Below are 25,963 nucleotides of genomic sequence, written 5' to 3'. Positions count from 1 at the left end.
ATTTGTTGGAACACAACGGCTCGACGTGGCACGCTGTGGGCGTGCCTGCGCATTCCGCTGCCGAGTTGTATCCCGGTGACATCAAGTCGGTGCTGTACACCGAAGAGCAGATCCAGACGCGCACCGCCGAACTCGCGGCCGACCTCGCCGCCCATTACGGCCCGCTCGTCGAGGGCGGGGACGATCTGCTGCTGGTGACGGTCCTCAAAGGTGCGGTGATGTTCGTCACCGACCTGGCCCGCGCCATCCCGCTGCCCACCCAGCTGGAGTTCATGGCCGTCAGCTCGTACGGGTCGTCCACCTCGTCCTCGGGGGTGGTCCGCATTCTCAAGGACCTCGACCGCGACATCAACGACCGGCACGTGCTGATCGTCGAGGACATCGTCGATTCCGGGCTGACCCTGTCGTGGCTGTTGCGCAACCTGGCGACCCGGCGGCCGCGCTCGCTGAGCGTGTGCGCGCTGCTGCGCAAGCCCGATGCGGTGCGCGCCGACGTGGACATCCCGCACATCGGGTTCGACATCCCCAACGAGTTCGTCGTCGGGTACGGCCTGGACTACGCCGAGCGCTACCGGGACCTGCCGTTCATCGGCACTCTCGAACCCAAGGTGTACGAGCACCCGTAAACGGCGCAGAATGCGGTCATGACCGAATCAGCCCTTCGGATCTGCCCCTTGTGCGAAGCCACCTGCGGGTTGGTGCTGACCATCGAGGACGGCAAGGTCACCCACGCCCGCGGTGACGCCGACGACGTGTTCAGTGCCGGCTTCATCTGCCCCAAAGGGGCCAGCCTGCCCGGCCTGGACAACGACCCGGACCGGTTGAGCGGCCCCCTTATCCGACGCGACGGGGAACTGGTCGACGCCACCTGGGACGAGGCGTTCGACGCGGTCGCCGCCGGCCTCGGTGGTGCCGTCGCCGCCCATGGCGGGGCATCGGTCGGTGTGTACCTGGGTAATCCGAACGCGCACACCGTGGCCGGGTCGCTGTACGCCCCGGTGATCGTCAAGGCGCTGGGAACCCGGCAGGTGTTCTCCGCGAGCACGCTGGACCAGATGCCCAAACACGTGTCGCTGGGCTTCATGTTCGGCAGCCCGGTCGCATTCACGGTGCCCGACATCGATCGCACCGATCATCTGGTGGTCATCGGCGCCAACCCCATGGTGTCCAACGGCTCGCTGGCCACCGCCGCCGACTTCCCCGGCAAGCTGCGGGCCCTGCGCAAACGCGGCGGCAGGCTCACCGTCATCGACCCGGCCCGCACCCGAACCGCCGCGCTCGCGGACCGGCACATCGCGCCCCGACCCGGCACCGACGCGGCGCTGCTGTTCGCCGTCGTGCACGTGCTGTTCGACGAGGGACTCGCCGATCTCGGGGAGATCGCCGCACTGGTGAACGGTGTCGACGAGGTCCGCGCACTGGCCGCGGATTTCGCGCCGGAGACCGTCGCCGAGCACTGCGGCGTACCGGCCGCCGATATCCGGGAGCTGGCCCGCGACATCGCGACGGCGCCGTCGGCCGCCGTCTACGGCCGAATCGGCACGTCCACAGTCGAATTCGGGACCATGGGCAGCTGGCTCGTGGACGTCGTGAACATCCTGACCGGCAATCTCGACGCACCCGGTGGCGCGATGTTCCCCCTCGGTGCCGCCGCGCCCGCGCCGAAGAAGCCGGGGCCCGGCCGCGGATTCGTCACCGGCCGGTGGCACAGCAGGGTCTCCGGGCATCCCGAGACGCTCTCCGAACTGCCCGCCGCGGCCCTGGCCGAGGAGATCGACACCCCCGGGGACGGCCAACTCAAGGCGCTCATCACGATCGCAGGCAATCCGGTGCTGTCGGCGCCCGACGGCGCCCGGCTCGATCGCGCGCTGTCGGGTATCGGGTTCATGCTGTCGGTCGACCCGTACCTCAACGAGACCACCCGGCACGCCGACGTCATCCTGCCCCCGCCACCGCCCTCGGCCAGCCCGCATTTCGATTTCGCGCTGAACAACCTGGCGGTGCGCAACAACGCGCGCTACACCCCGCCCGTGCTGCCGGCCGCCGACGGGCGGCCCGACGAGGCCGAGATCCTGTCCCGGGTGGCGCTGATCCTGTACGGGGTGGGCCCGCACGGCGATCCCGGTCTGGTCGATGACCAGGTGATCGCCGGGGCGCTGGCCAAGGCGACCGCCGACCCGAACTCGGCGGTGCACGGCAGGCCGGTAGCGGAACTGACCGCTGCGCTGACCGGGACGCGTGGCTACGAACGCCGGCTCGACATGATGCTGCGCCTCGGCCCGTACGGCGACGGGTTCGGCGCCGACGCTGACGGCCTCACCCTGGCCCGGCTGCAGGCGTCACCGCACGGAATCGACCTGGGACCTCTGAAACCCCGCTTGGCGCAGGTGATTTCGACTCCGTCGGGAAAGGTGGAGCTGGCGCCGCAGGCGTTGGTCGCCGACACCGCCCGGTTACGGGCGGCGCTGGACCGTCCCGCGGAGGCGTACGTGCTCATCGGTCGCCGTCACCTGCGGTCCAACAACAGCTGGATGCACAACGTCGCTACGCTGACCGGCGGCTCCAACCGGTGCACGCTGCAGGTGCACCCCGACGATGCCGCCGAGCTCGGCCTGACCGATTCCGCGAAGGTGCGCGGGCCCGGTGGTGAACTGATCGCGCCGGTGGAGGTGACGGCGGGCATGCGCCGCGGTGTCGTGTCGCTGCCGCACGGCTGGGGTCATGACCGCGGGGGCACCCGGCTGGGTGTCGCGGGGGCCGAGCCCGGGGTGAACGTCAATCAGCTCAACGACGGCCGCGCGCTGGATCCGTTGTCGGGCACCGCGGTGCTCAACGGCATCCCGGTCGACATCGCACCCGCGGGTTAGGTCAGCTCCCAGACCACCGTCACGGAGAACCCGACGGTCTGCTGACCGGGTTCCAGCGGCACGGCCTCGGCCATCGCGGCGCGTGGCATCGGTGTCGGGGTGGGTGGGTTGGGGCCCGGGGACCCTGAAACTTCGGAGATGGAGATGACCTTGCCCAGCGACAGTCCGGACAGTTGCGCGTACTGATCGGCGCGGTCCTTCGCGTCGTTGAAGGCACGTGCGCGGGCGTCCTTCACCAACTGCGAATCGTCCTCGATCGAGTAGGTGACGGAGTTGATCCGGGTGGCGTCACCGCCGTTGTTGGTGATGAGCGCCAAGATGTTCGACGCCGTGTCGACCTTGCGGATCTTCACGTCGATGGAATTGCCGGCCCGGTACCCGGAGATGGTGGAGCCGTCGATGTTGTACTGCGGTTGCAGCGACACCTGCGAGGTGCTGATGTCCTTCTTGTCGATGCCGGCACCACCGAGGGCGTTGATGACCGCCTGCTGACGCTGGCTGGTCTGGTTCAGCGCCGCGGTGATGTCGGGCGCCGTCGCCTCCATGGACGCCGACACCGTCAAGGTGTCGGGGGTGCCCTGGACCTTGCCGCTCCCGACCACCGTCACCTGCCGTGTCGCGCCGGCGTCGGAGGACTTCGGGGACGGCGGCGTGGAGTCACACGCGGTGACACCCAGGGCAAGTGCCGCAGCGATCGCGGCGAGGCAGATCCGGACCGGTGCACGGTGTGCAAGGGGCATGTTCGCACCCTAGCGGCTGCCTTGGTTCGCCCAGCTAGATCAGTTCAGTCCGGCCAGGAATTCCAGTAGCACCGCATTGACCTCTTGCGCGCGCTCCTGCTGCAACCAGTGCCCGGCGCCGTCGAGCAGCACCTCGCGGTAGTCGCCGGTGACCACGTCGTGCACGCGGTGGCGCGGTGTGAACGTCAGCACCGGGTCGGCGCTGCCGGCCAGGAACAGGGTTGGCACGGCGATGGTCGTGGCCGGGGTCACCTCCGTGAGTTCCCAGTTCCGGTCGAAATTCCGGTACCAGTTCAGCGGGCCGGTGAACCCGGTCCGCTCGAACGCCGCCACGTAGTGGTCGAACTCCTCGGAACTGATCCAGTCCGGCAGCGGCGGCAGCGGCTGGTCGGCCAACTCGGTGGCCGGCGCGGTGATTCCCTGCATGACGACCATCCGCGCCATGGTGTCGCGGACGTCGCGGGCCATCTGCCCGTCGGCCACCCCGGGTTCCTGGAAATGCAGGATGTAGAAGAACCCGTCCCCGACCAGCCGGCGCCAGATCCGGGTCGGCGGTTCGGTCGCCCGCGGCACCGGAGGCACGCTCAGCGCGGCCACCGCCGCCACCCGGTCCGGGTGCAGCAGCGCGAAGTTGCACACCACCGGCGAACCCCAGTCGTGGCCGATCATCACCGCGCGTTCGGCGCCGACGTCATCCAGCAGGCCCGCGAGGTCACCCGTCAGCGCCACGATGTCGTAGTCCTCGATGGCACCGGGGCGCGACGAGCCGCCATAGCCGCGCTGGTCAGGGGCGATGACGTGATAGCCGGCCGCCGCCAGCGCCGGGATCTGGTGGCGCCACGAATACGCGAGTTCCGGGAAGCCGTGGGCCAGCACCACGACGGGTGCACCCCGCTCGCCGGCCTCGAGAATCCGCAGGGTGACGCCGTTGGTTCGGACTGACCGCAGGGTCGGGGTGAGCACCGATCCACCAAAGCACACGCGGATCTCACGGTGGGAACTGCTGATCGTTGGCATAGCGGTAGCCTGAAAGTTCTCAACTGCGCTCATTGGAAGGACCGGGCCGGCTCGCACCTGCCGGCGAATGACATCGATGAACCGAAAAAACGTGATCCGCACCCTCACCGCGATCGCGGTGGTGTTGCTGCTGGGTTGGTCCTTCTTCTACTTCAGCGATGACACCCGCGGGTATAAACCCGTCGACACATCGGTGGCGATGGCGCAGATCAGCGCCGACAACGTCAAGAGCGCCCAGATCGACGACCGCGAACAGCAGGTCCGTCTGGAGCTGAAGTCGGGCAACGGCGACACCGAGAACAGCGACAAGATCATCACCAAGTACCCCAACGGGTTCGGTGTCGACCTGTTCAACGCGCTGACCGCGAAGAACGCGAAGACCAACACGGTGGTCAACCAGAGCAGCCTGCTCAGCTCGCTGCTGATCTACATGCTGCCGCTGCTGCTGCTGGTCGGCCTGTTCGTGATGTTCTCCCGCATGCAGACCGGCGGCCGGATGGGCTTCGGTTTCGGCAAGTCGAAGGCCAAGCAGCTCGGCAAGGACATGCCCAAGACCACCTTCGCCGACGTGGCCGGTGTGGACGAGGCCGTCGAAGAGCTGTACGAGATCAAGGACTTCCTGCAGAACCCCAGCCGCTACCAGGCGCTCGGGGCCAAGATCCCCAAGGGCGTGCTGCTGTTCGGTCCGCCCGGCACCGGCAAGACCCTGCTGGCGCGCGCCGTGGCCGGCGAAGCGGGAGTTCCGTTCTTCACGATTTCGGGTTCCGACTTCGTCGAGATGTTCGTCGGCGTCGGCGCCTCCCGGGTGCGCGACCTGTTCGAACAGGCCAAGCAGAACAGCCCGTGCATCATCTTCGTCGACGAGATCGACGCCGTCGGCCGCCAGCGTGGCGCGGGCCTCGGCGGCGGGCACGACGAGCGCGAGCAGACCCTCAACCAGCTGCTCGTCGAGATGGACGGCTTCGGTGAACGCCAGGGCGTCATCCTGATCGCGGCCACCAACCGGCCCGACATCCTCGATCCGGCGCTGCTGCGTCCCGGCCGCTTCGACCGCCAGATCCCGGTTTCCAGCCCGGACCTGGCCGGCCGCCGCGCGGTGCTCAAGGTGCACTCGGCGGGCAAGCCGATCGCTCCCGATGCCGACCTGGAAGGGCTGGCCAAGCGCACCGTCGGGTTCTCCGGCGCCGACCTGGCCAACGTCATCAACGAGGCCGCGCTGCTCACCGCCCGCGAGAACGGCACCGTCATCACCGGCCCGGCCCTGGAAGAGGCCGTCGACCGGGTGATCGGTGGACCGCGCCGCAAGGGCCGCATCATCAGCGAGTTCGAGAAGAAGATCACCGCCTACCACGAGGCCGGGCACACCCTGGCCGGCTGGGCGATGCCGCACCTGGATCCCGTGTACAAGGTCACCATCCTGGCCCGCGGCCGCACCGGCGGGCACGCGGTGGCCGTCCCCGATGACGACAAGGGACTGCAGACGCGCTCCGAGTTGATCGCGCGCCTCGTGATGGCCATCGGCGGCCGTGCCGCCGAAGAACTGATCTTCCGGGAGCCGACCACCGGTGCGGTGTCCGACATCGAGAACGCGACGAAGGTCGCCCGCGCCATGGTCACCGAACACGGGATGAGCCCCAAGCTGGGTGCGGTGCGCTACGGCACCGAACACGGCGACCCGTTCCTCGGCCGCACCATGGGCACCCAGAGCGATTTCGGCCACGAGGTCGCCCGCGACATCGACGACGAGGTCCGCAAGCTCATCGAGGCCGCACACACCGAGGCGTGGGAGGTGCTCACCGAGTACCGCGATGTGCTCGACATCCTCGCGCTCGAACTGCTGGAGAAGGAAACGCTGCACCGCCCCGACCTGGAGCGAATCCTCGTCGACGTGAAGAAGCGGCCTCGTCTCACCATGTTCGACGACTTCGGGGGGCGCATCCCGTCGGAGAAGCCGCCGATCAAGACCCCAGGCGAGATCGCCATCGAGCGTGGCGAGCCATGGCCGCCCCCGGTCCAGGAGCCGGCGTTCAAGGCGGCAATCGCCGCGGCCAGCGCCAAAGCCGCGGAGGCCGCGGCACAGAACGGCAACGCCAACGGCGCCGGTCACACCAACGGGACCAACGGAACCAACGGCGTTCCCAACGGCGCGCAGCCCAACTACGGCGCACCCGCGGGCTGGCACGCCCCCGGCTGGCCGCCCCGCGACCAGCCCCCGCAGCAGCAGGGTCACTGGTATCCCCCGGGACCGCCGCAGCAGCATCAGCAGCCCGGCTACCCGCCGCCCCCGCAGCAGCAGCCGTATCCGCAGTACCCGCCCACACACGGAGAACAGGCCCCCGAGGAGCGCCGATGACGGCGAGCGACGTCACCGCTGCCAAGCGTGATTTCGACCAGCCACGCGCCGAGGCCGCCGTACGTGAACTGCTGCTCGCCGTCGGCGAGGACCCCGATCGGCACGGTCTGATCGACACTCCGGCGCGGGTGGCCCGGGCCTACCGGGAGATCTTCGCCGGGCTGTACACCGATCCCGACGCGGTGCTCAACACCACTTTCGACGAGCAGCACGACGAACTCGTCCTCGTGAAGCAGATCCCGATGTACTCCACCTGCGAGCACCATCTGGTGTCCTTCCACGGGGTGGCGCATGTCGGCTACATCCCGGGCCTGGACGGCCGGGTCACCGGGCTGTCCAAGATCGCCCGTCTGGTCGACCTCTACGCCAAGCGCCCGCAGGTTCAGGAGCGGCTGACCGCCCAGATCGCCGACGCGCTGATGCGCAAGCTCGACCCGCGCGGGGCGATCGTCGTCGTCGAAGCCGAGCACCTGTGCATGGCGATGCGCGGGGTGCGCAAACCCGGTGCGGTCACCACGACGTCTGCGGTCCGCGGACAGTTCAAGACGGACAAGGCGTCCCGGGCCGAGGCACTGGAACTGATCCTGCGCAAGTGAACGCCGGTCGTGATCTCGTCGCCCCGGTTGTGATGGGTGTCGTCAACGTCACCGACGACTCGTTCTCCGACGGTGGGCAGTTCCTCGACCGGAACCGAGCCGTCGCCCACGCGCTGCAACTGGTGTCCGACGGGGCCGCTGTCATCGATGTCGGTGGCGAATCGACCCGGCCCGGGGCCACCCGGGTGGATGCGGCCGTCGAGATCGGCCGGGTAGTGCCCGTCATCAAAGAGCTTGCCGCGCAAGGCATCACACTCAGTATCGATACCATGCACGCCGCGGTGGCCGAAGCGGCGCTGGCCGCGGGCGCCCAGATCGTCAACGATGTGTCCGGCGGCCGGGCCGATCCGGCGATGGCCGGCCTGATCGCGCAGGCCCAGGTGCCGTGGATCCTGATGCACTGGCGCTCCGTCGGGGCGGACCGGCCCCATGAGGTGCCCCGCTACACCGATGTGGTGGCGCAGGTGCGCGACGAACTGATGCGCAGCGTCGACGCGGCGGTGGCGGCCGGCGTCGAGGTGGGCAACCTCATCATCGACCCGGGTCTGGGTTTCGCCAAGACCGCCCAACACAATTGGGCACTGTTGCGGGCGCTGCCGGAGTTCGTCGGCACCGGCATCCCGGTGCTCGTCGGCGCGTCCCGCAAGCGCTTCCTGGGGACCCTGCTGGCCGGCGCCGACGCCGAACCTCGGCCCCCCGCGGGCCGCGAAACCGCGACCGCGGTGATCTCCGCGCTGGCCGCCCGCGACGGCGCCTGGGGAGTCCGGGTGCACGATGTGCGGGCCTCGGTCGATGCGCTGAAGGTAGTGGAGGCTTGGGGAGGGCACGATGGCTGATCGAATCGAACTGCGCGGCTTGACCGTCCGTGGACATCACGGGGTGTTCGAGCACGAGCGCCGGGATGGGCAGGACTTCGTCGTCGACCTGACCGTCTGGGTGGACCTCGCGGCGGCCGCCGCCAGTGACGACCTGGCCGACACGCTGGATTACGGTGCGCTGGCCCAGCGGGCCGCCGACATCGTGGCCGGGCCGCCGCGCAATCTGATCGAGACGGTGTCGGCCGAGATCGCCGACGATGTGATGACCGACGCCCGGGTGCACGCCGTCGAGGTCGTGGTGCACAAACCCGGTGCCCCGCGGGGGGGGCGGGCGGGGCGCGGCGCGCGGCGCGGGAGCGGCAGTGACCCGCGCCGTGCTGTCCATCGGATCCAACCTGGGGGATCGGCTCGCGCATCTGCAGTCGGTGGTCGACGGTCTGGGCACGGCCGTGGCCGCGGTGTCCCCGGTGTATGAGACCGACGCCTGGGGTGGGGTCGAGCAGGGCCCGTTCCTCAACGCGGTGGTCATTGCCGAAGACGCCGGCGCCGCCCCGATCGACTGGCTGCGGCGCGGGCAGGACCTGGAGACTGCGTCCGGTCGGGTACGCGAAATCCACTGGGGCCCACGCACCCTCGATGTCGACGTGATCACCTGCCGGGACGGGCAGGCCCAGGTGCGCAGTACGGATCCCGAGCTCACGCTGCCGCACCCGTACGCCCATCAGCGCGCATTCGTGCTGATTCCATGGCTGGCCGCGGACCCGGCGGCCCGGCTGTGGGTGTCGGGGATCGACCGCCCGCTGGCCGACCTGCTCGACGGACTGGACCCAGAAGAACGTGCCGGGGTCCGGCCCACCGACCTGGTGCTGAGCGCCTGATGGGCCCGACCCGGCGGCGCGATCTGCTGTACGCCGCGGTGGCGGCGGCCATCATCGGATACCTGTTGGTGGTCTGGCTGTACCGGTGGTTCCCTCCGATCACGTTGTGGACCGGGGTGTCCTTGCTCGCGATGGCCGGTGCGGAAGCCGGCTGGGCGTACGTGGTGCGGGCCCGGATCCGCGATGGACTGATCGGGGTGGGCGGCGGAAGACTGCACCCGCTCGCCGTGGCCCGTTCGGTGGTGATCGCGAAAGCGTCCGCCTGGCTGGGTGCGCTGGTGTTCGGCTGGTGGCTGGGCGTTCTGGGTTATCTGGTGCCGCGCTGGGGAGTCCGGATCCCGCACGAGGACATCCCGGGTGCCGGGGTCGCCGCGCTGTGCGCGCTGGCGCTGGTGGTCGCGGCGTTGTGGTTGGAGCATTGCTGCAAGTCCCCGGACGACCCTGAGGAGCCGTGGGACGCGGCCCCGGAGTAGTCGAATCGCCGCCGAATCGCCGCATGGGTCGACACGCGATGTGAACTGTGACCGGTACAGTCAGCCCATGACCGATCCGTCCCGCGGCATGCGCGCTCGGCGCGTTTCCCGCAGGCCGGGATGGATCCTGCTGTCGGTGTTGCTGGTGCTGGCCATCGTCGCCAGCTCGGTGCTGGTGTTCACCAATCGGGTCGAGTTGCTCAAACTCGCAGTCGTGCTGGCGTTGTGGGCCGCGGTGGTCGCCGCTTTCGTCTCAGTGATCTACCGCAGGCAGAGCGATGTCGATCAGGCCAAGGTGCGTGATCTCAAACTCGTCTACGACCTTCAGCTGGATCGGGAGATCTCGGCTCGCCGGGAGTACGAGCTCGCGGTGGAGTCCCAGCTGCGCCGGGAACTGGCCGCCGAGTTGCGCGCCCAGGCCGCCGACGAGGTGGCCGCGCTGCGAGCCGAGTTGGCGGCCCTGCGCAACAATCTGGAGATCCTGTTCGACACCGATCTCGATCAGCGGCCCGCTCTGGAGACCGATCGCCCGGCCGGGCGGGTCATCGCCAGCCGCATCGACGTCGAGCACCGCCGGGAGACGGATCCGCGCACCGAGGAAAGCCCGATCATCGACGTGCCCGTCGAACCCCCTGTGCCGGAGTATCAATGGGGCCAGTCGCAACCCGTCGGCGGTGCACACCGCAGGGCGGGCGAGGCAGAGCAGCCCGCACCCGCGCGAGAGTCGGTGTGGCAGCCCCCGATTCAGCCCACGCCGGTGCCGCCCCCGCCTCCGCCTCCGAGCCAACCCCAGCCGGCGTGGAGCCCGCCGCCACCCCCGCCGCCGGCGCCACGTCAGCCGGCGGCCGACTGGCAACCGGTGCCCGCCGAGGGCGTCTTCATCCCGGCCGGTGCCCCGGGCAGCAACTGGGTGGCCCCGCCCGTCCAGCCCGCCCCGACCCCGCCTCCTGTCACGCCGCCGCCTGTCACGCCGCAGCCTGTCGCGCCGCCGCCGGCGGCACCCGTCCATCCCGGGCCCGCGATGACCCCGCCGCCGGTGCAGACCCGTCGCGGCCGGCATTCCGGAACCGACCCCGAGGTCCCGCCGTGGGCCGCGCGTCAGCCCGCACCGGCCGACCCCGCCCCGGCGCCCACGCTGGCCACGTCACCGCCGCCGCCGGCCCCGCCGGAGCCACGGCGCTCGGCCCGGCACCGTAGCGCCGACGACCCCCAGCCACCCGAGCAGGAGGCGCCCGAGGAGCCGGTCGGCCAGCACGCGGGTGGTCAGCCCGTGTCGGAGCTGCTGTCGCGGTTGCAGACGGGTAGTACCGAAGGTGGGCGGCGTCGCCGCCGCGAGGAGTGAGCTACGCTCTTGGCGACCGTCCGGTACCTGCAGAGCAGGACCGGAACGAAATTTCTGAGACATTTGCGAGGTCACTGCGATGGTGCAGTCCCCTTCGGCGTCGGAGCCCGCATGGGATCGCCCCGATGGGCTGCGCCCGGCGCGGCTGACGGTCGGGGTGGTGTCCGCCGGCCGGGTCGGGTCGGCGCTCGGCGTGGCACTCGAGCGGGCCGGCCACGTCGTGGTCGCGTGCAGCGCCATATCGCAGGCGTCCCTGGACCGGGCGGCCCGGCGGTTGCCCGACACCGCGGTGGTGCCCGTCCATGATGTCGCGGCCCGCGCCGAACTGCTGCTGCTCGCCGTCCCGGACTCGGAACTGGCGACGGTGGTCTCGGGCTTGGCCGCCACCGAATCGGTCCGGCCGGGCACCATCGTCGCCCATACGTCGGGCGCCAACGGTGTCGCGGTGTTGGCGCCACTGACCGAACAGGGTTGCATCCCGCTGGCCATCCACCCGGCGATGACGTTCACCGGATCCGACGAGGACATCGCCCGGTTGCCCGACACCTGCTTCGGTGTCACCGCGGCCGACGAGATCGGGTATGCCGTCGCGCAGGCGCTGGTGCTGGAGATCGGCGGCGAACCCTTCCGGGTGCGCGAGGACGCCCGCACGCTGTATCACGCGTCGTTGGCGCACGCCAGCAATCACCTCGTCACCGTGGTTCTGGACTCCCTTGCCGCACTGCGCAATGCGTTGCGCGGTCAGGAGTTGCTCGGTCAGGAACTGGTCGGCGACGCACCCGGAGGGCTGGCCGAACGGATCGTCGGTCCCCTGGCGCGGGCATCGTTGGACAACGCGCTGCAGCGTGGGCAGTCGGCCCTCACCGGACCGGTGGCCCGGGGTGACGCGGCCGCGGTGGCCGGCCACCTGCTCTCGCTCTTGGAGACCGATCCCGAACTGGCACAAGCTTATCGGGCCAACTCACTGCGCACCGCCCAGCGGTCGCACGCACCGAAGGATGTGTTCGACGTGCTCACGAAGGACGATCAGCAGTGACAGCGCCCAAACCGCCGCGTTTCACGGCGGGTGAACTCAACGTCTACACCCGCCCCGCCGACGTGGCCGACCTCAGCCGGGCGCTGCGGACCACCGGGCGACGGGTGACGCTGGTACCCACCATGGGGGCGCTGCACGAGGGACATCTGAGCCTGGTCCGGACGGCCAAGCAGGTGCCGGGCTCGGTGGTGGTGGTGTCGATCTTCGTGAACCCGTTGCAGTTCGGTGCCGGCGAGGACCTCGACGCCTACCCGCGCACATTGGACGCCGACCTCGAGGCGCTGCGCGGCGAGGGCGTCGACGTGGTGTTCACCCCGAGTGCCGCCGAGATGTATCCCGCCGGACCACGCACCTCGGTGCACCCGGGACCGCTCGGATCGGAGCTCGAAGGCGCTTCGCGGCCAACACATTTCGCCGGCATGCTGACGGTGGTCATGAAACTGCTGCAGATCGTTTCGCCCGACCGTGCGTATTTCGGCGAGAAGGACTATCAGCAGCTGGTACTGATCCGGCAGATGGCCGACGATCTCAACCTCGGCACCCGCATCACCGGGGTGCCGATCGTGCGTGAGGCGGACGGGCTGGCCATGTCGTCACGCAACCGGTATCTCGGTGCCGGTGACCGCGAACAGGCCAGTGCGTTGTCGGCGGCACTGTTGGCCGGAATGTACGGTGCGGGTGAGGGTGTCGAGTCGGCGCTGGACGCCGCGCGCGCCGTGCTCGACGAGGTGCCTGCCATCGAGGTCGAGTATCTCGAGGTGCGCGACGTCTGGCTGGGTCCTGCCCCGGAGCGTGGCCGGGCCCGGATGCTGGTGGCGGGCCGGCTCGGCGGTACCCGGTTGCTGGACAACATCGCCATCGACATCGGTGCGCCATCGGGACCCGGCCCCGACGTCGAGTACGACGAACACGAATTGCCCTGGAGGAACTGAATGTTGCGCACCATGCTCAAGTCCAAGATCCATCGCGCCACGGTGACGCAGGCCGACTTGCACTATGTCGGGTCGGTGACCATCGACGAGGATCTGATGGAGGCCGCCGATCTGCTCGAAGGCGAGCAGGTGACCATCGTCGACATCGACAACGGCAACCGGTTGGTGACCTACGCCATCACCGGTGCGCGGGGCAGCGGTGTGATCGGGATCAACGGCGCGGCAGCGCATCTGGTGCATCCCGGCGATCTGGTGATCCTGATCGCCTACGGCGCCATGGAGGATGCGCAGTCCCGGGAGTACCAGCCCCGGATCGTGTTCGTCGACGCCGACAATCGCCAGATCGATCTGGGCTGCGATCCCGCCTACGTGCCGGCCGACGCCTCCGGCCTGCTGTCGCCGCGCTGATGCTGCTCGCGATCGACGTCCGCAACACCCACACGGTGGTCGGGTTGATGTCCGGCTCCGGTGACCACGCCAAGGTGACGCAGACCTGGCGGATCAGGACCGAATCCGAAGTCACCGCAGACGAACTGGCGCTCACCATCGACGGGCTGATCGGCGATGCCACCGAGCAGTTGACCGGTGCCACCGCTCTGTCCACGGTGCCCTCGGTGCTGCATGAGATACGGCTCATGCTCGAGCAGTACTGGCCCGCGGTCCCGCACGTGCTGATCGAACCCGGTGTGCGCACCGGGATCCCGCTGCTGGTCGACAACCCCAAGGAGGTCGGGGCCGACCGTATCGTCAACTGCCTGGCCACCTTTCAGAAGTACGGCTCCGCGGCGATCGTGGTCGACTTCGGTTCGTCGATCTGTGTCGACGTGGTGTCGGCCAAGGGGGAGTTCCTCGGCGGTGCCATCGCCCCCGGCGTGCAGGTGTCCTCGGATGCCGCCGCCGCCCGCTCGGCCGCACTGCGCCGCGTGGAGCTGACCCGGCCGCGATCGGTGATCGGCAAGAACACCGTGGAGTGCATGCAGGCCGGCGCCGTGTTCGGGTTCGCCGGGCTGGTCGACGGACTGGTGAGCCGGGTCCGTTCCGATGTCGAAGGATTCGGGGGCAGCGACGTCGCGGTGGTGGCGACGGGACACTCCGCGCCACTGGTACTGCCGGACCTGCGCACCGTGGAGCACTACGAACCGAACCTGACCCTGGACGGCCTGCGGCTGGTCTACGAACGCAACCGGGACATCCGGGCGCGCCGGGCGACCTAGAAGAACGTCCGGACCAGGTCCACCACCCGGTCCTCGTCGTCGAGCACCGGGATCAACGGCCATTTGTCGAACGTCGTGCACGGGTGCGAGACCCCGAACGCCAGCCAGTCGCCGACGTCGGCCGCGTGCCCGGCCGGCGCCAGGAACGCGTGCTGGTCGTTGAGTTTGGTGACCGTCGCCCCCGGAAGGTGCAGGGGGACCGGCATGCCGGCGTCGAACGACACGTCTCGCCGGCCCATGGTGACCAGCGCGAGGCCGGACTCCGGCCGGGACACCACCGGCGCCCACACCTGCAGGGCCGGTCGCAGCGCCAGCGGTGACGTCGCGGCGTACAGCCCGTCGTCGTGTGTCAGATAGCAGCCGCTGCGCAGCAGCACCCGCGGCGCCGCCCCGGCCAGTTCGTCGGCGACCACATCGGGGTAGGTGCTGCCGCCCGCGGTCAGGATCACCTCGTCCGTCTGGAACAGGGCCCCCAGCCGCGCCACGGTGGCCCGCATCCCGGCCAGGTAGGCCCGCACCTGCGTGACAGCCTCCACGCTCACGTCCTGAGAGCGGGAGGCCTCGTAACCGGCCACCCCGACCAACCGCAGCCGCGGTGACGCCGCCGCGGCGCGGGCCACTTCGTCCACCTCGGCCGGGGTGCGGCAGCCGGTCCGGCCGCCCGGCATGCCGACCTCGACGCAGACGTCCACCTGCCTGTGGGCACCGGAGAGTGCGTCGGTCATCAGCCGCACGCCGCGCACCGAATCCACCCAGCACACCGCGCTGAAGGCGGGGTCGGCGTCGAGCTCGGCGCCCAGCCAGCGCAGCCCGGGCGCGTCGACCAGTTCGTTGGCCAGAATGATGGCCGCCACCCCGAACGCCCGATACACCCGGGCCTGGCTGATGGTGGCCACCGTCACCGCGCAGGCGCCTGCGGCGGCCTGCCGGGAGAACAGCTGGGGTGACATGTGGGTCTTGCCGTGCGGGGCCAACAGCACACCGCGGTCCCGGCACCACGCCGCCATGACGTCGACGTTGTGCCGCAGCGCGGTGTCCCGCAGCACACAGACCGGCCCGGTGGGCCCGGCGTCGAACAGACGCGGTGCTTCCGCCAGCACCTCGGCGGCGGTGACGTCCTGCCAGGCCACCGGAATGCCCTTGAAACGCCAGTCCAGCCGTTCCCGGTGGAGGGCCTCGGTGGCAGGGTGCGACGACGGGCTCACGAATTCATTTAAGCTGGCACGTCGTGAGTTCTGATGCGCCTCGCCCTGACGCGACCGAGTCCGATGACCTTCCGGAGCAGTACCGGATCCGTCAGGCCAAGCGCGCGCGCCTGCTCGCCGACGGTCGCGACCCGTACCCGGTGGAGGTGGCGCGCACCCACTCCCTGACGGAGTTGCGCGCGGCCTATCCCGACCTTGAGGTGGACACCCAGACCGGTGACGTGGTCGGGGTCGCCGCGCGGGTGGTGTTCGCCCGTAACTCGGGGAAGCTCTGCTTCGCCACCCTCCAGGACGGCGACGGCACCCAGCTGCAGGCCATGATCAGCCTGGCCGAGGTAGGCCAGGAATCGCTGGACGCGTGGAAGGCCGACGTCGACCTGGGCGACATCGTGTTCGTGCACGGTCAGGTGATCAGTTCCCGCCGTGGCGAACTGTCTGTGCTCGCCGATTCCTGGCAAATCGTGTCGAAGGCGTTGCGGCCGCTGCCGGTGGCGCACAAGGAAATGAGCGAGGAGACCAGGGTCCGGCAGCGTTATGTCGACCTGATCGTCCGGCCGGAGGCCCGAACCATCGCCCGGCAGCGTGTCGCGGTGGTGCGAGCGGTGCGGTCTGCCCTGGAGCGCCGCGACTTCCTCGAGGTCGAGACGCCGATGTTGCAGACCCTGGCCGGCGGTGCGGCGGCCCGGCCGTTCGTGACGCACTCGAATGCGCTGGACGCCGATCTGTATCTGCGCATCGCCCCGGAGTTGTTCCTCAAACGGTGCCTCGTGGGTGGTTTCGAGAAGGTCTTCGAGTTGAATCGCAACTTCCGCAACGAAGGTGCGGATTCCACCCATTCGCCGGAATTCGCGATGCTGGAGACATATCAGGCCTACGGCACCTACGACGATTCTGCGCGGGTGACTCGCGAAATCATTCAGGAAGTCGCCGACGAGGCGATCGGCACGCGGCTGGTGCCATTGCCTGATGGCAGTACCTATGACCTCGACGGCGAATGGCAGACGCTGCAAATGTATCCGTCGCTGTCCGAGGCGCTGGGTGAAGAGATCACGCCGGAAACGACCGTCGAGCACTTGTGGGCCATTGCCGATCGGCTAGGTCTGGAGATTCCCACCGATCGCGGATACGGGCACGGCAAGCTGATCGAGGAACTGTGGGAGCACGCCGTCGGAGACCACCTGTGGGCGCCGACGTTCGTGCGGGACTTTCCTGTGGAGACCACCCCGCTGACGCGGGCACACCGCAGTATTCCGGGAGTGACCGAGAAATGGGATCTCTACATCCGTAAATTCGAATTGGCGACGGGTTACTCCGAACTGATCGACCCGGTGATTCAGCGGGAGCGATTCGAAGACCAGGCTCGTGCTGCCGCCGCGGGCGATGACGAGGCAATGCGCTTGGACGAGGACTTTCTTGCCGCATTGGAGTATGCGATGCCGCCCACCACGGGCACCGGAATGGGAATCGACCGGTTGCTGATGGCATTGACGGGACTGTCGATTCGGGAGACCGTTTTGTTCCCGATTGTGCGCCGGCAGGGATAACTGCTCCGACGCGGTGCGTGAGTTGTTGTTCGGATTCCGATCCTATGCAAATATTGCGTTGGGGACGGGATCGAACAACAACAGCCACCGAAGGGTCAGTGTGAGCTAATGGCGAAGAAAGTAACTGTCACGCTTGTCGATGATTTCGACGGAGAAGCGGCGGCAGATGAGACCGTCGAATTCGCCATCGACGGGGTGAGTTACGAGATCGACCTTTCCTCGAAGAACGCCGCGAAGCTTCGCAACGATCTCAAGCAGTGGGTGGAGGCCGGCCGTCGCGTCGGTGGCCGCCGCCGCGGCCGTTCCGCGGGGTCCGGCCGAGGTCGCGCCGCGATCGACCGGGAGCAGAGCGCCGCCATTCGGGAATGGGCGCGCCGCAACGGACACAATGTGTCGACCCGCGGCCGCATCCCGGCCGAGGTGATCGACGCCTTCCACGCAGCAACATAGGCGGCGATTGCCAATAGGTCATAACGCCCGCAGATCCCGTCGGACGGCCTTTCGCTAACGGCGAAGCGGAATCCCGCTCCGGCCGGGTAACACCGGGTACTCCGTGCGCGTTTACACAAGAACACGCAGTCGTACAGGGCGTGCAGGTTGGGTTTCCGGTGCGTCGAGGTTCTCTGGAAGCGCAACCAAGGCCACGCACCCGTCGCAACGGCCCATTAGAGTGGACGGCAAGCGACGTGTGGGTGGTAGCTCAAGCCGCGTCTCGTGAGAAGGCCTTAGCAGGAAGAGCAGGTAAGCACCGATGTTCGAGAGATTTACCGACCGTGCCCGCAGGGTCGTCGTCCTGGCGCAAGAAGAAGCCCGGATGCTCAACCACAACTACATCGGCACCGAGCACATCCTGCTGGGCCTCATCCACGAGGGTGAAGGCGTCGCAGCCAAGTCCCTGGAATCTCTCGGCATCTCGCTGGAGGGTGTGCGCAGCCAGGTCGAAGAGATCATCGGCCAGGGCCAGCAGGCCCCGTCGGGACATATTCCCTTCACCCCGCGCGCCAAGAAGGTGCTCGAGCTGTCCCTGCGCGAGGCGCTGCAACTGGGCCACAACTACATCGGCACCGAGCACATTCTGCTCGGCCTGATCCGTGAGGGTGAAGGCGTTGCCGCTCAGGTGCTGGTGAAGCTGGGCGCCGAGCTGACCCGGGTGCGCCAGCAGGTCATCCAGCTGCTGAGCGGCTACCAGGGCAAGGAAGCCGCCGAGGCCGGTACCGGAGGCCGCGGAGGTGAGTCGGGTAACCCGTCGACCTCGCTGGTCCTCGACCAGTTCGGCCGCAACCTGACCGCCGCCGCCATGGAGGGCAAGCTCGACCCCGTCATCGGCCGCGAGAAGGAAATCGAGCGGGTCATGCAGGTGCTGAGCCGCCGCACCAAGAACAACCCGGTGCTGATCGGTGAGCCCGGCGTCGGTAAGACCGCCGTCGTCGAGGGTCTGGCCCAGGCCATCGTGCACGGCGAGGTCCCCGAGACGCTGAAGGACAAGCAGCTCTACACGCTCGACCTGGGCTCGCTGGTCGCAGGCAGCCGTTACCGCGGTGACTTCGAGGAGCGCCTGAAGAAGGTGCTCAAGGAGATCAACACCCGCGGCGACATCATCCTGTTCATCGACGAGCTGCACACGCTCGTCGGCGCGGGTGCCGCCGAGGGTGCCATCGACGCCGCGTCGATCCTCAAGCCGAAGCTGGCCCGTGGCGAGCTGCAGACCATCGGTGCCACCACCCTCGACGAGTACCGCAAGTACATCGAGAAGGACGCCGCCCTGGAGCGCCGGTTCCAGCCGGTGCAAGTGGGCGAGCCGACGGTCGAACACACCATCGAGATCCTCAAGGGTCTGCGCGACCGCTACGAGGCGCACCACCGCGTCTCCATCACCGACGGCGCACTCGTCGCCGCGGCGACGCTGGCCGACCGCTACATCAACGACCGGTTCCTGCCGGACAAGGCGATCGACCTGATCGACGAGGCGGGCGCGCGGATGCGTATCCGCCGGATGACCGCGCCGCCGGACCTGCGTGAGTTCGACGAGAAGATCGCCGACGCGCGCCGGGAGAAGGAATCGGCGATCGACGCGCAGGACTTCGAGAAGGCAGCCCGGCTGCGCGACTCGGAGAAGCAGCTCGTCGCTCAGCGTGCCGAGCGTGAAAAGCAGTGGCGCTCAGGTGATCTCGACGTGGTCGCGGAGGTCGACGACGAGCAGATCGCCGAGGTGCTCGGCAACTGGACCGGCATCCCGGTGTTCAAGCTGACCGAGGCCGAGACCACCCGTCTGCTGCGCATGGAAGACGAGCTGCACAAGCGGATCATCGGCCAGGAAGACGCCGTCAGGGCCGTCTCCAAGGCGATCCGGCGTACCCGCGCCGGCCTGAAGGACCCGAAGCGCCCGTCGGGCTCGTTCATCTTCGCCGGCCCGTCCGGTGTCGGTAAGACGGAGCTGTCCAAGGCGCTGGCCGAGTTCCTCTTCGGTGACGACGACGCGCTCATCCAGATCGACATGGGCGAGTTCCACGACCGCTTCACCGCGTCGCGGCTGTTCGGTGCCCCTCCCGGCTACGTCGGCTACGAAGAAGGCGGCCAGCTCACCGAGAAGGTGCGCCGCAAGCCGTTCTCCGTGGTGCTGTTCGACGAGATCGAGAAGGCGCACCAGGAGATCTACAACACCCTGCTGCAGGTGCTCGAAGACGGCCGTCTCACCGACGGTCAGGGCCGCACGGTCGACTTCAAGAACACCGTGCTGATCTTCACCTCGAACCTGGGAACCTCCGACATCTCCAAGGCGGTGGGTCTGGGCTTCACCTCCGGTGGCGGTGAGAACAACTACGAGCGGATGAAGCTCAAGGTCAACGACGAGCTCAAGAAGCACTTCCGCCCGGAGTTCCTGAACCGGATCGACGACATCATCGTGTTCCACCAGCTCACCCAGGACGAGATCGTCCAGATGGTGGAACTGATGATCGGCCGGGTCGGCAAGCAGCTCAAGGCCAAGGACATGGCCATGGAGCTCACCGATCAGGCGAAGGCGCTGCTGGCCAAGCGTGGCTTCGACCCGGTGCTCGGTGCGCGCCCGCTGCGTCGCACCATCCAGCGTGAGATCGAGGATGCGCTGAGCGAGAAGATCCTGTTCGACGAGGTCGGGCCGGGTCAGATCGTCACCGTCGACGTCGAAGGCTGGGACGGCGAAGGCCAGGGCGAGAACGCGAAGTTCACGTTCGTCGGCCGCCCGAAGGAGACGGGGCCGGCCGAGGCCGACCTGGCCGCCACGGCAGCCGAATAACCGAGCTCGAAAAGAATGGCCCCCCGCGAGAGCGGGGGGCCATTCTCGTGCGGCGACTCAGCGGACGCCCAAGGCGGGGCCGACGGTGGTGTTCCAGGATTCCTGCATCTCGGACTCGAACAGACCCCAGGTGTGGGATCCGTCGGGACGCACGACGTAGGTGACCGGCACGCCGGCCGCACCCGCGGCATCGGCGAAAGCCCTGGTGCTGTCTGCCACGATGCGCTCGATCAGACCGCCGGTGAAATTCGGGCCGAAGCCTTCCGGCAGCCGGTCCACCGAGCCGACATTGCCCGATCCGGACGCGGCGACATAGATGGCGGTGCCCTTCAGTGCGCCGACGTTGCGTGTCGGGTCGTGCTGGATCCACAGCGGTCCGCCGCCGGGTCCCCACATGTTGTCGGCGCTCAGGCCGCCGCCCATCATCGTCATGCCCACCTGCCCGGGATCGGCCGACGGGTTGAGCATGCCGCTGTAGGAGGCGACCGCGCGGAACAGACCGGGAGCCTGCACGGCGTAGTCGACGGCTGTGCCGCCGGTGCTGGACAGTCCGCCGACGGCGTTGCGGCCGTTGGTGTTGTACTGCTTGTTGATCAACGGCGGCAGCTCGGAAGTCATGTAGGTCTGATACTGCTTGTCGGCATCGTTGACCCAGTTGGTCCACCAACTGAACTGGCCGCCCAACGGGGACACCACGTTCACGTTCTTGTTGCCGAAGAAGCCCGCGATGTCGGTCATGCCGAACCAGGACTTGGCACCGGGAGCGAAGTTGCCGCCGGGATCCAGATTGTCACCGCCGTCGATGCCGGGCAGCAGGTAGAACGTCGGCGCCCCCGAGGACCGCGCTTTGAACACGTCGTTGACGACGACCTTGTTCATGGCGGGCGAGAACACCGAGACCTTGTCCCAGCGGTCGTTGACATGCTGGATGTCGGTGATGCGCGGCGCGTCGGCGGCCGCGGTGGGCGCTGCGATGAAGGGCAGCACGACCAGAAGTGCGATGGCACACGTGCGGACACGACGTATGAGTTGGGTCACGGGGAGAATTATGTGGTTGCTCTAATTCATAGGCAACACCCAGTTTCGGTGTGGCGGGGCAGGTCTTTGCTTGGTCAAACAACCAGGTGGGTGCCGATGTGCACGGCAATTCCCGTACCGGGTGCACCGAACCCGGGCATGGCGCCTACCATGCATGTTGTAATCGACGGACGAGGAATCTGGTGCAAATCCAGAACGGTCGCGCCACTGTGAAAGTCAGACCCGACTCCGTTTTTGCCTTGAAGCTGGGACGCAACATCCCGAAAGGACTGGACATGACTTCTGCAGAGGCCCCCAAGACACGGGTCCCCGCGATCGATCTCTCCGCCGTGAGCGCGGTGGTGTGGCTGTCGGCGACGGCTTTCCTGGCTCTGCTGGTGCTGTACTTCGTCGGTATGGACCAGGGTGCCACCTCGGTGTTCGGCAGCAACACCTATGTGCACGAGTTCGTGCACGACGCCCGGCACCTGCTCGGCTTCCCCTGCCACTGATTCAGGGCAACACAGGATAAACCGATGGAAAAACACATCATCGGGCGTGGCCTGCTGGCCGGCGCCCTGGCAGGCGTGTTCGCCTTTCTCTTCGCAAAGATCTTCATCGAACCGGTGATCGGCCGGGCCATCGACTTCGAAGACGGTGTCGGAGCCGCCCGCGAGTCGGTGGAGGGCCATTCGCACGGCGGCCACGAACACGGTGTCGAACTGTTCACCCGCGGCATCCAGTCGAATATCGGCATGGGCTTCGGCGTGCTGGCCTTCGGGCTGGCCATGGGTGCCCTGCTCGCGGTCGTCTTCTGCCTGACCTACGGCCGGGTGGGCAATCTGTCCGCCCGTGCGTTGTCGGCACTGATCGCCGGTGGGATGCTGCTGTCGGTGTGGGTGGTGCCCGCGCTGAAGTACCCGCCGAGTCCGCCGGCGACCAGCCTGGACGAGACGATCAAACAGCGCACGCTGCTCTACCTCTTGATGGTCGTGTTGTCGGCCGGTCTGTTCGTCGGATCGGTGTTGCTCGGCCGGCGGCTGGCACCCAGGTTCGGAGCCTGGAACGCCACGCTGATCGGAGCCGCCGACTACATCGTCTCGATGGCGGTCGTGTTCCTCATCCTGCCGACGATCGACGAGATTCCCGGGCCGGTGACCGACGCCGCGGGCACGATCATCTTCCCTGGCTTCTCTGCCGACGACCTCTACGAGTTCCGGCTGTATTCGCTCGGTACGCAGGTGGTCATGTGGGCGACCATCGGGTTGGTGTTCGGCGCACTGGCGTCGCGGCTGCTCGAGGGTAAGCGCGATGCTGTCCAAGGGGCAGTTCTCTCCCCGTGAGTGAGGTCGTCCGGCTGACCCTGGTGTCACACGCCATGACCGATGCCATGGCAGCCGGACGATTCCCCACCGACGAGCCGCTGAATGCCCGCGGGCAGCGTCAGGTCGATGCCGCCATCGAACTCGGCCCGGTCGATCTCGCGCTGAGCGGCCCGGAACAACGGGCGGTGCGCACTGCCGAGCTTCTGGGATTGCGGGCCGGCACCGAATCGGCGCTCGCCGACCTGGATTGCGGCCGGTGGCGCGGTGATGTGCTCAGTGGGGTCGATCCGGCCGATCTCGCCGTGTGGCTCACCGACCCCGCCCGCGCACCACACGGCGGCGAATCGGTCGTCGAACTGATCGCGCGGGTGCGGACCTGGCTGGACACGCTGACCGCCACCCACGCCCGGGTGGTCGCCGTCACGCATCCCGCCGTCATCAGGGCGGCGATCCTCAACGCGCTCGACGCGCCCCCGAAGTCGTTCTGGCGCATCGATATCGCCCCGGTGAGCCGTACCGTCATGCATTTCCGTGGGCACGCCTGGACCGTGCGGTCGCAACCCTAGCTCTGGTGCGCCAGCGCCCACATCTGCTTGATGACGGTCATCAGCCAGCCCGCGGTACGCACGCTGTAGAAGCGGGGCCAATTGGTCTGCAGGCTCAGCACCCAGGCCTGACCGGCGCGGTCCACGGCGTACCAGCTGAAGGTGAGTTCACCGGGCAGGTTGCCTGCCTTGGCGCCGATGTACGGCCACTGGTCGCGGTCCAGATCGATGCCCGGGATGTAGGACATGATGTCGCGGATGGGTGCGGCGGCCCCGACGGCCGCGGACTGCAGGGCGGCGTGCACCCGGCAGATGTCCTCCGCGCTGGCATACCATTCGGCGCCGTACGCCGACGCGGGGGAATGGGTCCGCTGGGGATCCGGTTCGTAGGGCGCGGCACTGGTCTGCTGCAACAGTTTCGCGCGGCCCGCGGAATCGGCGTGCTGCCACTGCGCGCGCAGGTCGGGTTCGCCCCAGCCGATCGAGAAGATCTCGTGCATGGTCGGGAACGGGGTCATGCTCGCCGGATCGTGATGCCCGGCCTCGGCCAGGGCGCGTTCCACCGCACCCGGGCCCAGCCGCCCGATCAGCAGATCGGTGGCCATGTTGTCGCTGGTGGCGATCATCTTGCCGGCCGCGTCGCGCACCGAGATCTGCGCGCCCGGCGGCAGTTTGTCGAAGCCCGACGAGCCGAGCTTCTTGGCTTCGGCGGTGATGGTCAACTGGTCATCCCAGCGCACGGTGCCCGCCTTCACGGCGTCGGCCACCGCGTAGAGCACGTACAACTTGAATATCGATGCCAGCGGCAGGGATTCGGTGGTGTTGGTGCCGGCCACCTTCACGCACTTGCCGTCGTCGACCTTGGACAGTTGGTAGGCGTAGCGTGCGCCGGTCTTGGCCAGCACGGCATCGACATCGGCCCAATTGTGCAGGGCCAGAGGTTGATTGGTGACGGTCATCCGGTCGACCAGGAAGCTGGTGTCGTCGGTGCGCAGTTCGATGTCCTGGCGCGCACCGTAGGACGTCACCACGTGCAGCGTGGCGGCTCCGGCACCGATGTCGACGCCGGCCAGCGTGTAGGGCCGGTCGTACCACATCATGTCCATCGTGGTGCCGATGTCGTCGACCTGAGCAGGCACGGCAAGTGTTTTCACGCCCACCGGACCGATCGGCCAGTTCGAGTTGAGCATGTCCATCAACTGCTTGGCCCGCACACCCGGTGGGGTGTTGGTGTTGATCATGGCGTCACCCGCGTTGGCGGGCGGCGTACCGGCGGGGGCGCAGCCGTTGAGCGTCGCGGTGGCGAGGACGAGGGTGCCGATCAGCGCTGCGAATCGGCGTGCCGCCCCGGCACCGTCAGGCCTGGGTGCCGGTCCCCGCAACGTCCAACACAACCTCGAACTCCAAAAGAGACGCGCCGGTGGCCACCGGATTCTTCTGCTGGCCGGCATGGGCTTCGACGGCGGGGCCGTTGGCCCATGCCTGGAATGCCTCGTCCGACTCCCACTGCGTCACCACGAAGTAGCGGTTCTCGCCCTTGACCGGGCGCAGCAGCTGGAAGCCGAGAAAGCCGGGCTGGTTGTCCACGGCGTGCGCGCGGTGCGCGAACCGCTTCTCCAACTCCGGGCCGGCGTCGGGCGGGACCTCGATGGCGTTGATCTTCACGACGGGCATGCGCTCAGGCTACCTCGGTGCCCACGCGGCAAGATGACGGCATGCGCACCGCACTTCTGACTCCCAGGGGCGGCCCGGCCGATGGGACAGGGGAGCCGTTGGTACTGGTGCACGGTCTGATGGGGCGCGGCAGCACCTGGTCTCGCCAGCTGCCGTGGCTGACCCGGCTGGGGCCGGTGTACAGCTACGACGCCCCGTGGCACCGGGGTCGCGATGTCGACGACCCGCACCCGGTGAGCACCGAACGGTTCGTGGCGGACCTGGCCGACGCGGTGGCCGAACTCGGCAGGCCGGCGACGCTGATCGGGCACTCGATGGGTGGGCTGCACTCGTGGTGTCTGGCCGCCGAGCGCCCGGATCTGGTGACCGCGGTGGTGGTGGAGGACATGGCGCCGGACTTCAGGGGGCAGACCACCGGAGCGTGGGAGCCGTGGCTGCACGCCCTGCCGGTCGAGTTCACCTCCAGAGAGCAGGTCTGCAACGAGTTCGGTCCGGTGGCCGGTCAGTACTTCCTCGATGCCTTCGACCGGACGGCGACGGGCTGGCGCTTGCACGGCCACACCGCGCGGTGGATCGAGATCGCAGCCCAGTGGGGCACCCGCGACTACTGGGAGCAGTGGCGCGCTGTCCGGGTGCCGGTTCTGCTGCTGGAGGCCGAGGGCACCGTCGCCCCGCCGGGTCAGATGCAACGGATGGCCCAGACCGGCCATCGGGCGAGCTACCTGCGGGTGCCCGGTGCCGGTCATCTGATCCACGACGACGCACCACAGGAATACCGCGCCGCAGTGGAGTCGTTCTTAACGACGTTCGCCCAGCACGCCTGAGGACGGCCACGCGGGCGACTGCTCGAAGCGGGTGCGGACTGCGTCCAGGTCGTGCTGCATGCGGTTGGCGTCGGGGTCGATGATTCTGTCCCACGCCGAGGCGGGGACCCGGAACTGATCGAGATGCAGACGCAGGGTGTGGGAACGGTTGGCCACCCAGCCGAGCGCGATGGCGAGGGCGAACGGGGCCAACAGGATGAGGATGGCGAGGGCGATGGTCATGGCAGTAATTCTTCGCGAAGCAATATCCCGCCGAACAGTGGCAGCACTGCCCCAGTTGGATAAGATG

Annotated in this window: 26 protein-coding genes and 1 pseudogene; 20 read left to right on the top strand and 7 right to left on the bottom strand. The window is 68.3% G+C overall.

Features of this window, described 5'->3' with window-relative positions:
* Nucleotides 1-35 precede the first annotated feature (35 nt).
* Nucleotides 36-626 carry a hypoxanthine phosphoribosyltransferase gene (gene hpt, locus AC1DY7_RS08810; protein ID WP_477493295.1) on the top strand — a complete coding sequence of 197 codons (591 nt, stop codon included), beginning with the start codon at nucleotides 36-38 and terminating at the stop codon, nucleotides 624-626.
* Between the two features lie 18 nt (nucleotides 627-644).
* A complete protein-coding gene (locus AC1DY7_RS08805) occupies nucleotides 645-2,867 on the top strand; it encodes a molybdopterin-dependent oxidoreductase (protein ID WP_477493294.1) in 2,223 nt (740 codons plus the stop codon).
* Here AC1DY7_RS08805 and AC1DY7_RS08800 read toward each other — a convergent pair.
* The gene (locus tag AC1DY7_RS08800) at nucleotides 2,864-3,607 is read right to left on the bottom strand and encodes an SIMPL domain-containing protein (protein WP_477493293.1); all 744 of its coding nucleotides are present in this window, start codon (nucleotides 3,605-3,607) and stop codon (nucleotides 2,864-2,866) included. The two genes, AC1DY7_RS08805 and AC1DY7_RS08800, sit on opposite strands and share 4 nt — an antisense overlap.
* A gap of 39 nt (nucleotides 3,608-3,646) precedes the next feature.
* Nucleotides 3,647-4,570 (bottom strand): alpha/beta fold hydrolase, encoded by a 924-nt coding sequence (locus tag AC1DY7_RS08795; RefSeq protein ID WP_477493496.1) that lies wholly within the window; start codon nucleotides 4,568-4,570, stop codon nucleotides 3,647-3,649.
* A 130-nt stretch (nucleotides 4,571-4,700) separates the two neighbouring features.
* On the opposite strand from AC1DY7_RS08795, the gene ftsH reads away from it, so the two are divergent.
* The 11 genes and pseudogenes from ftsH (at nucleotide 4,701) to AC1DY7_RS08740 (ending at nucleotide 14,266) form a co-directional block, all read left to right on the top strand.
* Nucleotides 4,701-6,977, top strand: coding sequence for an ATP-dependent zinc metalloprotease FtsH (gene ftsH / locus AC1DY7_RS08790; RefSeq protein ID WP_477493292.1), 2,277 nt, complete (start codon nucleotides 4,701-4,703; stop codon nucleotides 6,975-6,977).
* Nucleotides 6,974-7,573 (top strand): GTP cyclohydrolase I FolE, encoded by a 600-nt coding sequence (gene folE, locus AC1DY7_RS08785; RefSeq protein WP_477493291.1) that lies wholly within the window; start codon nucleotides 6,974-6,976, stop codon nucleotides 7,571-7,573. The genes ftsH and folE overlap by 4 nt, the downstream gene beginning before the upstream one ends.
* 32 nt (nucleotides 7,574-7,605) lie before the next feature.
* Nucleotides 7,606-8,409, top strand: a complete 804-nt coding sequence (gene folP / locus AC1DY7_RS08780) for a dihydropteroate synthase (protein ID WP_477493495.1) — start codon at nucleotides 7,606-7,608, stop codon at nucleotides 8,407-8,409.
* Nucleotides 8,402-8,734, top strand: a pseudogene (gene folB / locus AC1DY7_RS08775) (dihydroneopterin aldolase); the annotation flags it as partial. The gene folP and the pseudogene folB, both read left to right, overlap by 8 nt.
* Nucleotides 8,735-8,753: 19 nt before the next feature.
* Entirely contained in the window at nucleotides 8,754-9,269 is a 516-nt protein-coding gene (folK, locus tag AC1DY7_RS08770) for a 2-amino-4-hydroxy-6-hydroxymethyldihydropteridine diphosphokinase (RefSeq protein ID WP_477493290.1), read from the top strand.
* Nucleotides 9,269-9,742, top strand: coding sequence for a DUF3180 domain-containing protein (locus tag AC1DY7_RS08765; RefSeq protein ID WP_477493289.1), 474 nt, complete (start codon nucleotides 9,269-9,271; stop codon nucleotides 9,740-9,742). The genes folK and AC1DY7_RS08765 overlap by 1 nt, the downstream gene beginning before the upstream one ends.
* 67 nt (nucleotides 9,743-9,809) lie before the next feature.
* Nucleotides 9,810-11,084 carry a DUF6779 domain-containing protein gene (locus tag AC1DY7_RS08760; protein ID WP_477493288.1) on the top strand — a complete coding sequence of 425 codons (1,275 nt, stop codon included), beginning with the start codon at nucleotides 9,810-9,812 and terminating at the stop codon, nucleotides 11,082-11,084.
* A gap of 79 nt (nucleotides 11,085-11,163) precedes the next feature.
* Entirely contained in the window at nucleotides 11,164-12,120 is a 957-nt protein-coding gene (locus tag AC1DY7_RS08755) for a Rossmann-like and DUF2520 domain-containing protein (protein ID WP_477493287.1), read from the top strand.
* Nucleotides 12,117-13,052 carry a pantoate--beta-alanine ligase gene (panC, locus tag AC1DY7_RS08750; RefSeq protein WP_477493286.1) on the top strand — a complete coding sequence of 312 codons (936 nt, stop codon included), beginning with the start codon at nucleotides 12,117-12,119 and terminating at the stop codon, nucleotides 13,050-13,052. The genes AC1DY7_RS08755 and panC overlap by 4 nt, the downstream gene beginning before the upstream one ends.
* Entirely contained in the window at nucleotides 13,053-13,460 is a 408-nt protein-coding gene (gene panD, locus AC1DY7_RS08745; RefSeq protein WP_477493285.1) for an aspartate 1-decarboxylase, read from the top strand.
* Nucleotides 13,460-14,266, top strand: coding sequence for a type III pantothenate kinase (locus AC1DY7_RS08740; protein ID WP_477493284.1), 807 nt, complete (start codon nucleotides 13,460-13,462; stop codon nucleotides 14,264-14,266). Before panD ends, AC1DY7_RS08740 begins: the two co-directional genes overlap by 1 nt.
* Here AC1DY7_RS08740 and AC1DY7_RS08735 read toward each other — a convergent pair.
* Nucleotides 14,263-15,471 carry an alanine racemase gene (locus AC1DY7_RS08735; protein ID WP_477493283.1) on the bottom strand — a complete coding sequence of 403 codons (1,209 nt, stop codon included), beginning with the start codon at nucleotides 15,469-15,471 and terminating at the stop codon, nucleotides 14,263-14,265. The genes AC1DY7_RS08740 and AC1DY7_RS08735 overlap by 4 nt on opposite strands.
* Nucleotides 15,472-15,494: 23 nt before the next feature.
* On the opposite strand from AC1DY7_RS08735, the gene lysS reads away from it, so the two are divergent.
* From lysS to clpC1, 3 genes are all read left to right on the top strand, one after another.
* A complete protein-coding gene (gene lysS, locus AC1DY7_RS08730) occupies nucleotides 15,495-17,015 on the top strand; it encodes a lysine--tRNA ligase (protein ID WP_477493282.1) in 1,521 nt (506 codons plus the stop codon).
* 108 nt (nucleotides 17,016-17,123) lie between these two features.
* Nucleotides 17,124-17,465, top strand: coding sequence for a histone-like nucleoid-structuring protein Lsr2 (lsr2, locus tag AC1DY7_RS08725; RefSeq protein WP_090354136.1), 342 nt, complete (start codon nucleotides 17,124-17,126; stop codon nucleotides 17,463-17,465).
* 301 nt (nucleotides 17,466-17,766) lie between these two features.
* A complete protein-coding gene (gene clpC1, locus AC1DY7_RS08720) occupies nucleotides 17,767-20,289 on the top strand; it encodes an ATP-dependent protease ATP-binding subunit ClpC (protein WP_477493281.1) in 2,523 nt (840 codons plus the stop codon).
* Nucleotides 20,290-20,346: 57 nt separating this feature from the next.
* On the opposite strand, the gene AC1DY7_RS08715 is transcribed toward clpC1, so the two are convergent.
* The gene (locus AC1DY7_RS08715) at nucleotides 20,347-21,327 is read right to left on the bottom strand and encodes an alpha/beta hydrolase (protein WP_477493280.1); all 981 of its coding nucleotides are present in this window, start codon (nucleotides 21,325-21,327) and stop codon (nucleotides 20,347-20,349) included.
* Nucleotides 21,328-21,602: 275 nt separating this feature from the next.
* Here AC1DY7_RS08715 and AC1DY7_RS08710 point away from each other — a divergent pair, with 275 nt between their 5' ends.
* The 3 genes from AC1DY7_RS08710 to AC1DY7_RS08700 are packed head-to-tail and all read left to right on the top strand — an operon-like array spanning nucleotide 21,603 to nucleotide 23,197.
* The gene (locus AC1DY7_RS08710; protein ID WP_477493279.1) at nucleotides 21,603-21,818 is read left to right on the top strand and encodes a CbtB domain-containing protein; all 216 of its coding nucleotides are present in this window, start codon (nucleotides 21,603-21,605) and stop codon (nucleotides 21,816-21,818) included.
* Nucleotides 21,819-21,842: 24 nt separating this feature from the next.
* Nucleotides 21,843-22,649 (top strand): CbtA family protein, encoded by an 807-nt coding sequence (locus AC1DY7_RS08705; RefSeq protein WP_477493278.1) that lies wholly within the window; start codon nucleotides 21,843-21,845, stop codon nucleotides 22,647-22,649.
* Nucleotides 22,646-23,197, top strand: a complete 552-nt coding sequence (locus AC1DY7_RS08700) for a histidine phosphatase family protein (protein ID WP_477493277.1) — start codon at nucleotides 22,646-22,648, stop codon at nucleotides 23,195-23,197. Before AC1DY7_RS08705 ends, AC1DY7_RS08700 begins: the two co-directional genes overlap by 4 nt.
* Here AC1DY7_RS08700 and AC1DY7_RS08695 read toward each other — a convergent pair.
* On the bottom strand, nucleotides 23,194-24,558 hold the full coding sequence (locus AC1DY7_RS08695; RefSeq protein WP_477493276.1) for a serine hydrolase: 1,365 nt from the start codon (nucleotides 24,556-24,558) through the stop codon (nucleotides 23,194-23,196). The two genes, AC1DY7_RS08700 and AC1DY7_RS08695, sit on opposite strands and share 4 nt — an antisense overlap.
* Entirely contained in the window at nucleotides 24,533-24,850 is a 318-nt protein-coding gene (mhuD, locus tag AC1DY7_RS08690) for a mycobilin-forming heme oxygenase MhuD (RefSeq protein ID WP_477493275.1), read from the bottom strand. Before mhuD ends, AC1DY7_RS08695 begins: the two co-directional genes overlap by 26 nt.
* Before the next feature lie 41 nt (nucleotides 24,851-24,891).
* Here mhuD and AC1DY7_RS08685 point away from each other — a divergent pair, with 41 nt between their 5' ends.
* Nucleotides 24,892-25,674 carry an alpha/beta fold hydrolase gene (locus tag AC1DY7_RS08685; protein ID WP_477493274.1) on the top strand — a complete coding sequence of 261 codons (783 nt, stop codon included), beginning with the start codon at nucleotides 24,892-24,894 and terminating at the stop codon, nucleotides 25,672-25,674.
* Here AC1DY7_RS08685 and AC1DY7_RS08680 read toward each other — a convergent pair.
* Nucleotides 25,648-25,896 carry a hypothetical protein gene (locus tag AC1DY7_RS08680; RefSeq protein ID WP_477493273.1) on the bottom strand — a complete coding sequence of 83 codons (249 nt, stop codon included), beginning with the start codon at nucleotides 25,894-25,896 and terminating at the stop codon, nucleotides 25,648-25,650. The genes AC1DY7_RS08685 and AC1DY7_RS08680 overlap by 27 nt on opposite strands.
* Nucleotides 25,897-25,963: the final 67 nt, after the last annotated feature.

This window comes from Mycobacterium sp. P2_H7 (assembly GCF_056403275.1).
Note: the sequence above shows the minus strand (reverse complement) of the source record. Positions and strands in the feature narration are given on the sequence as shown.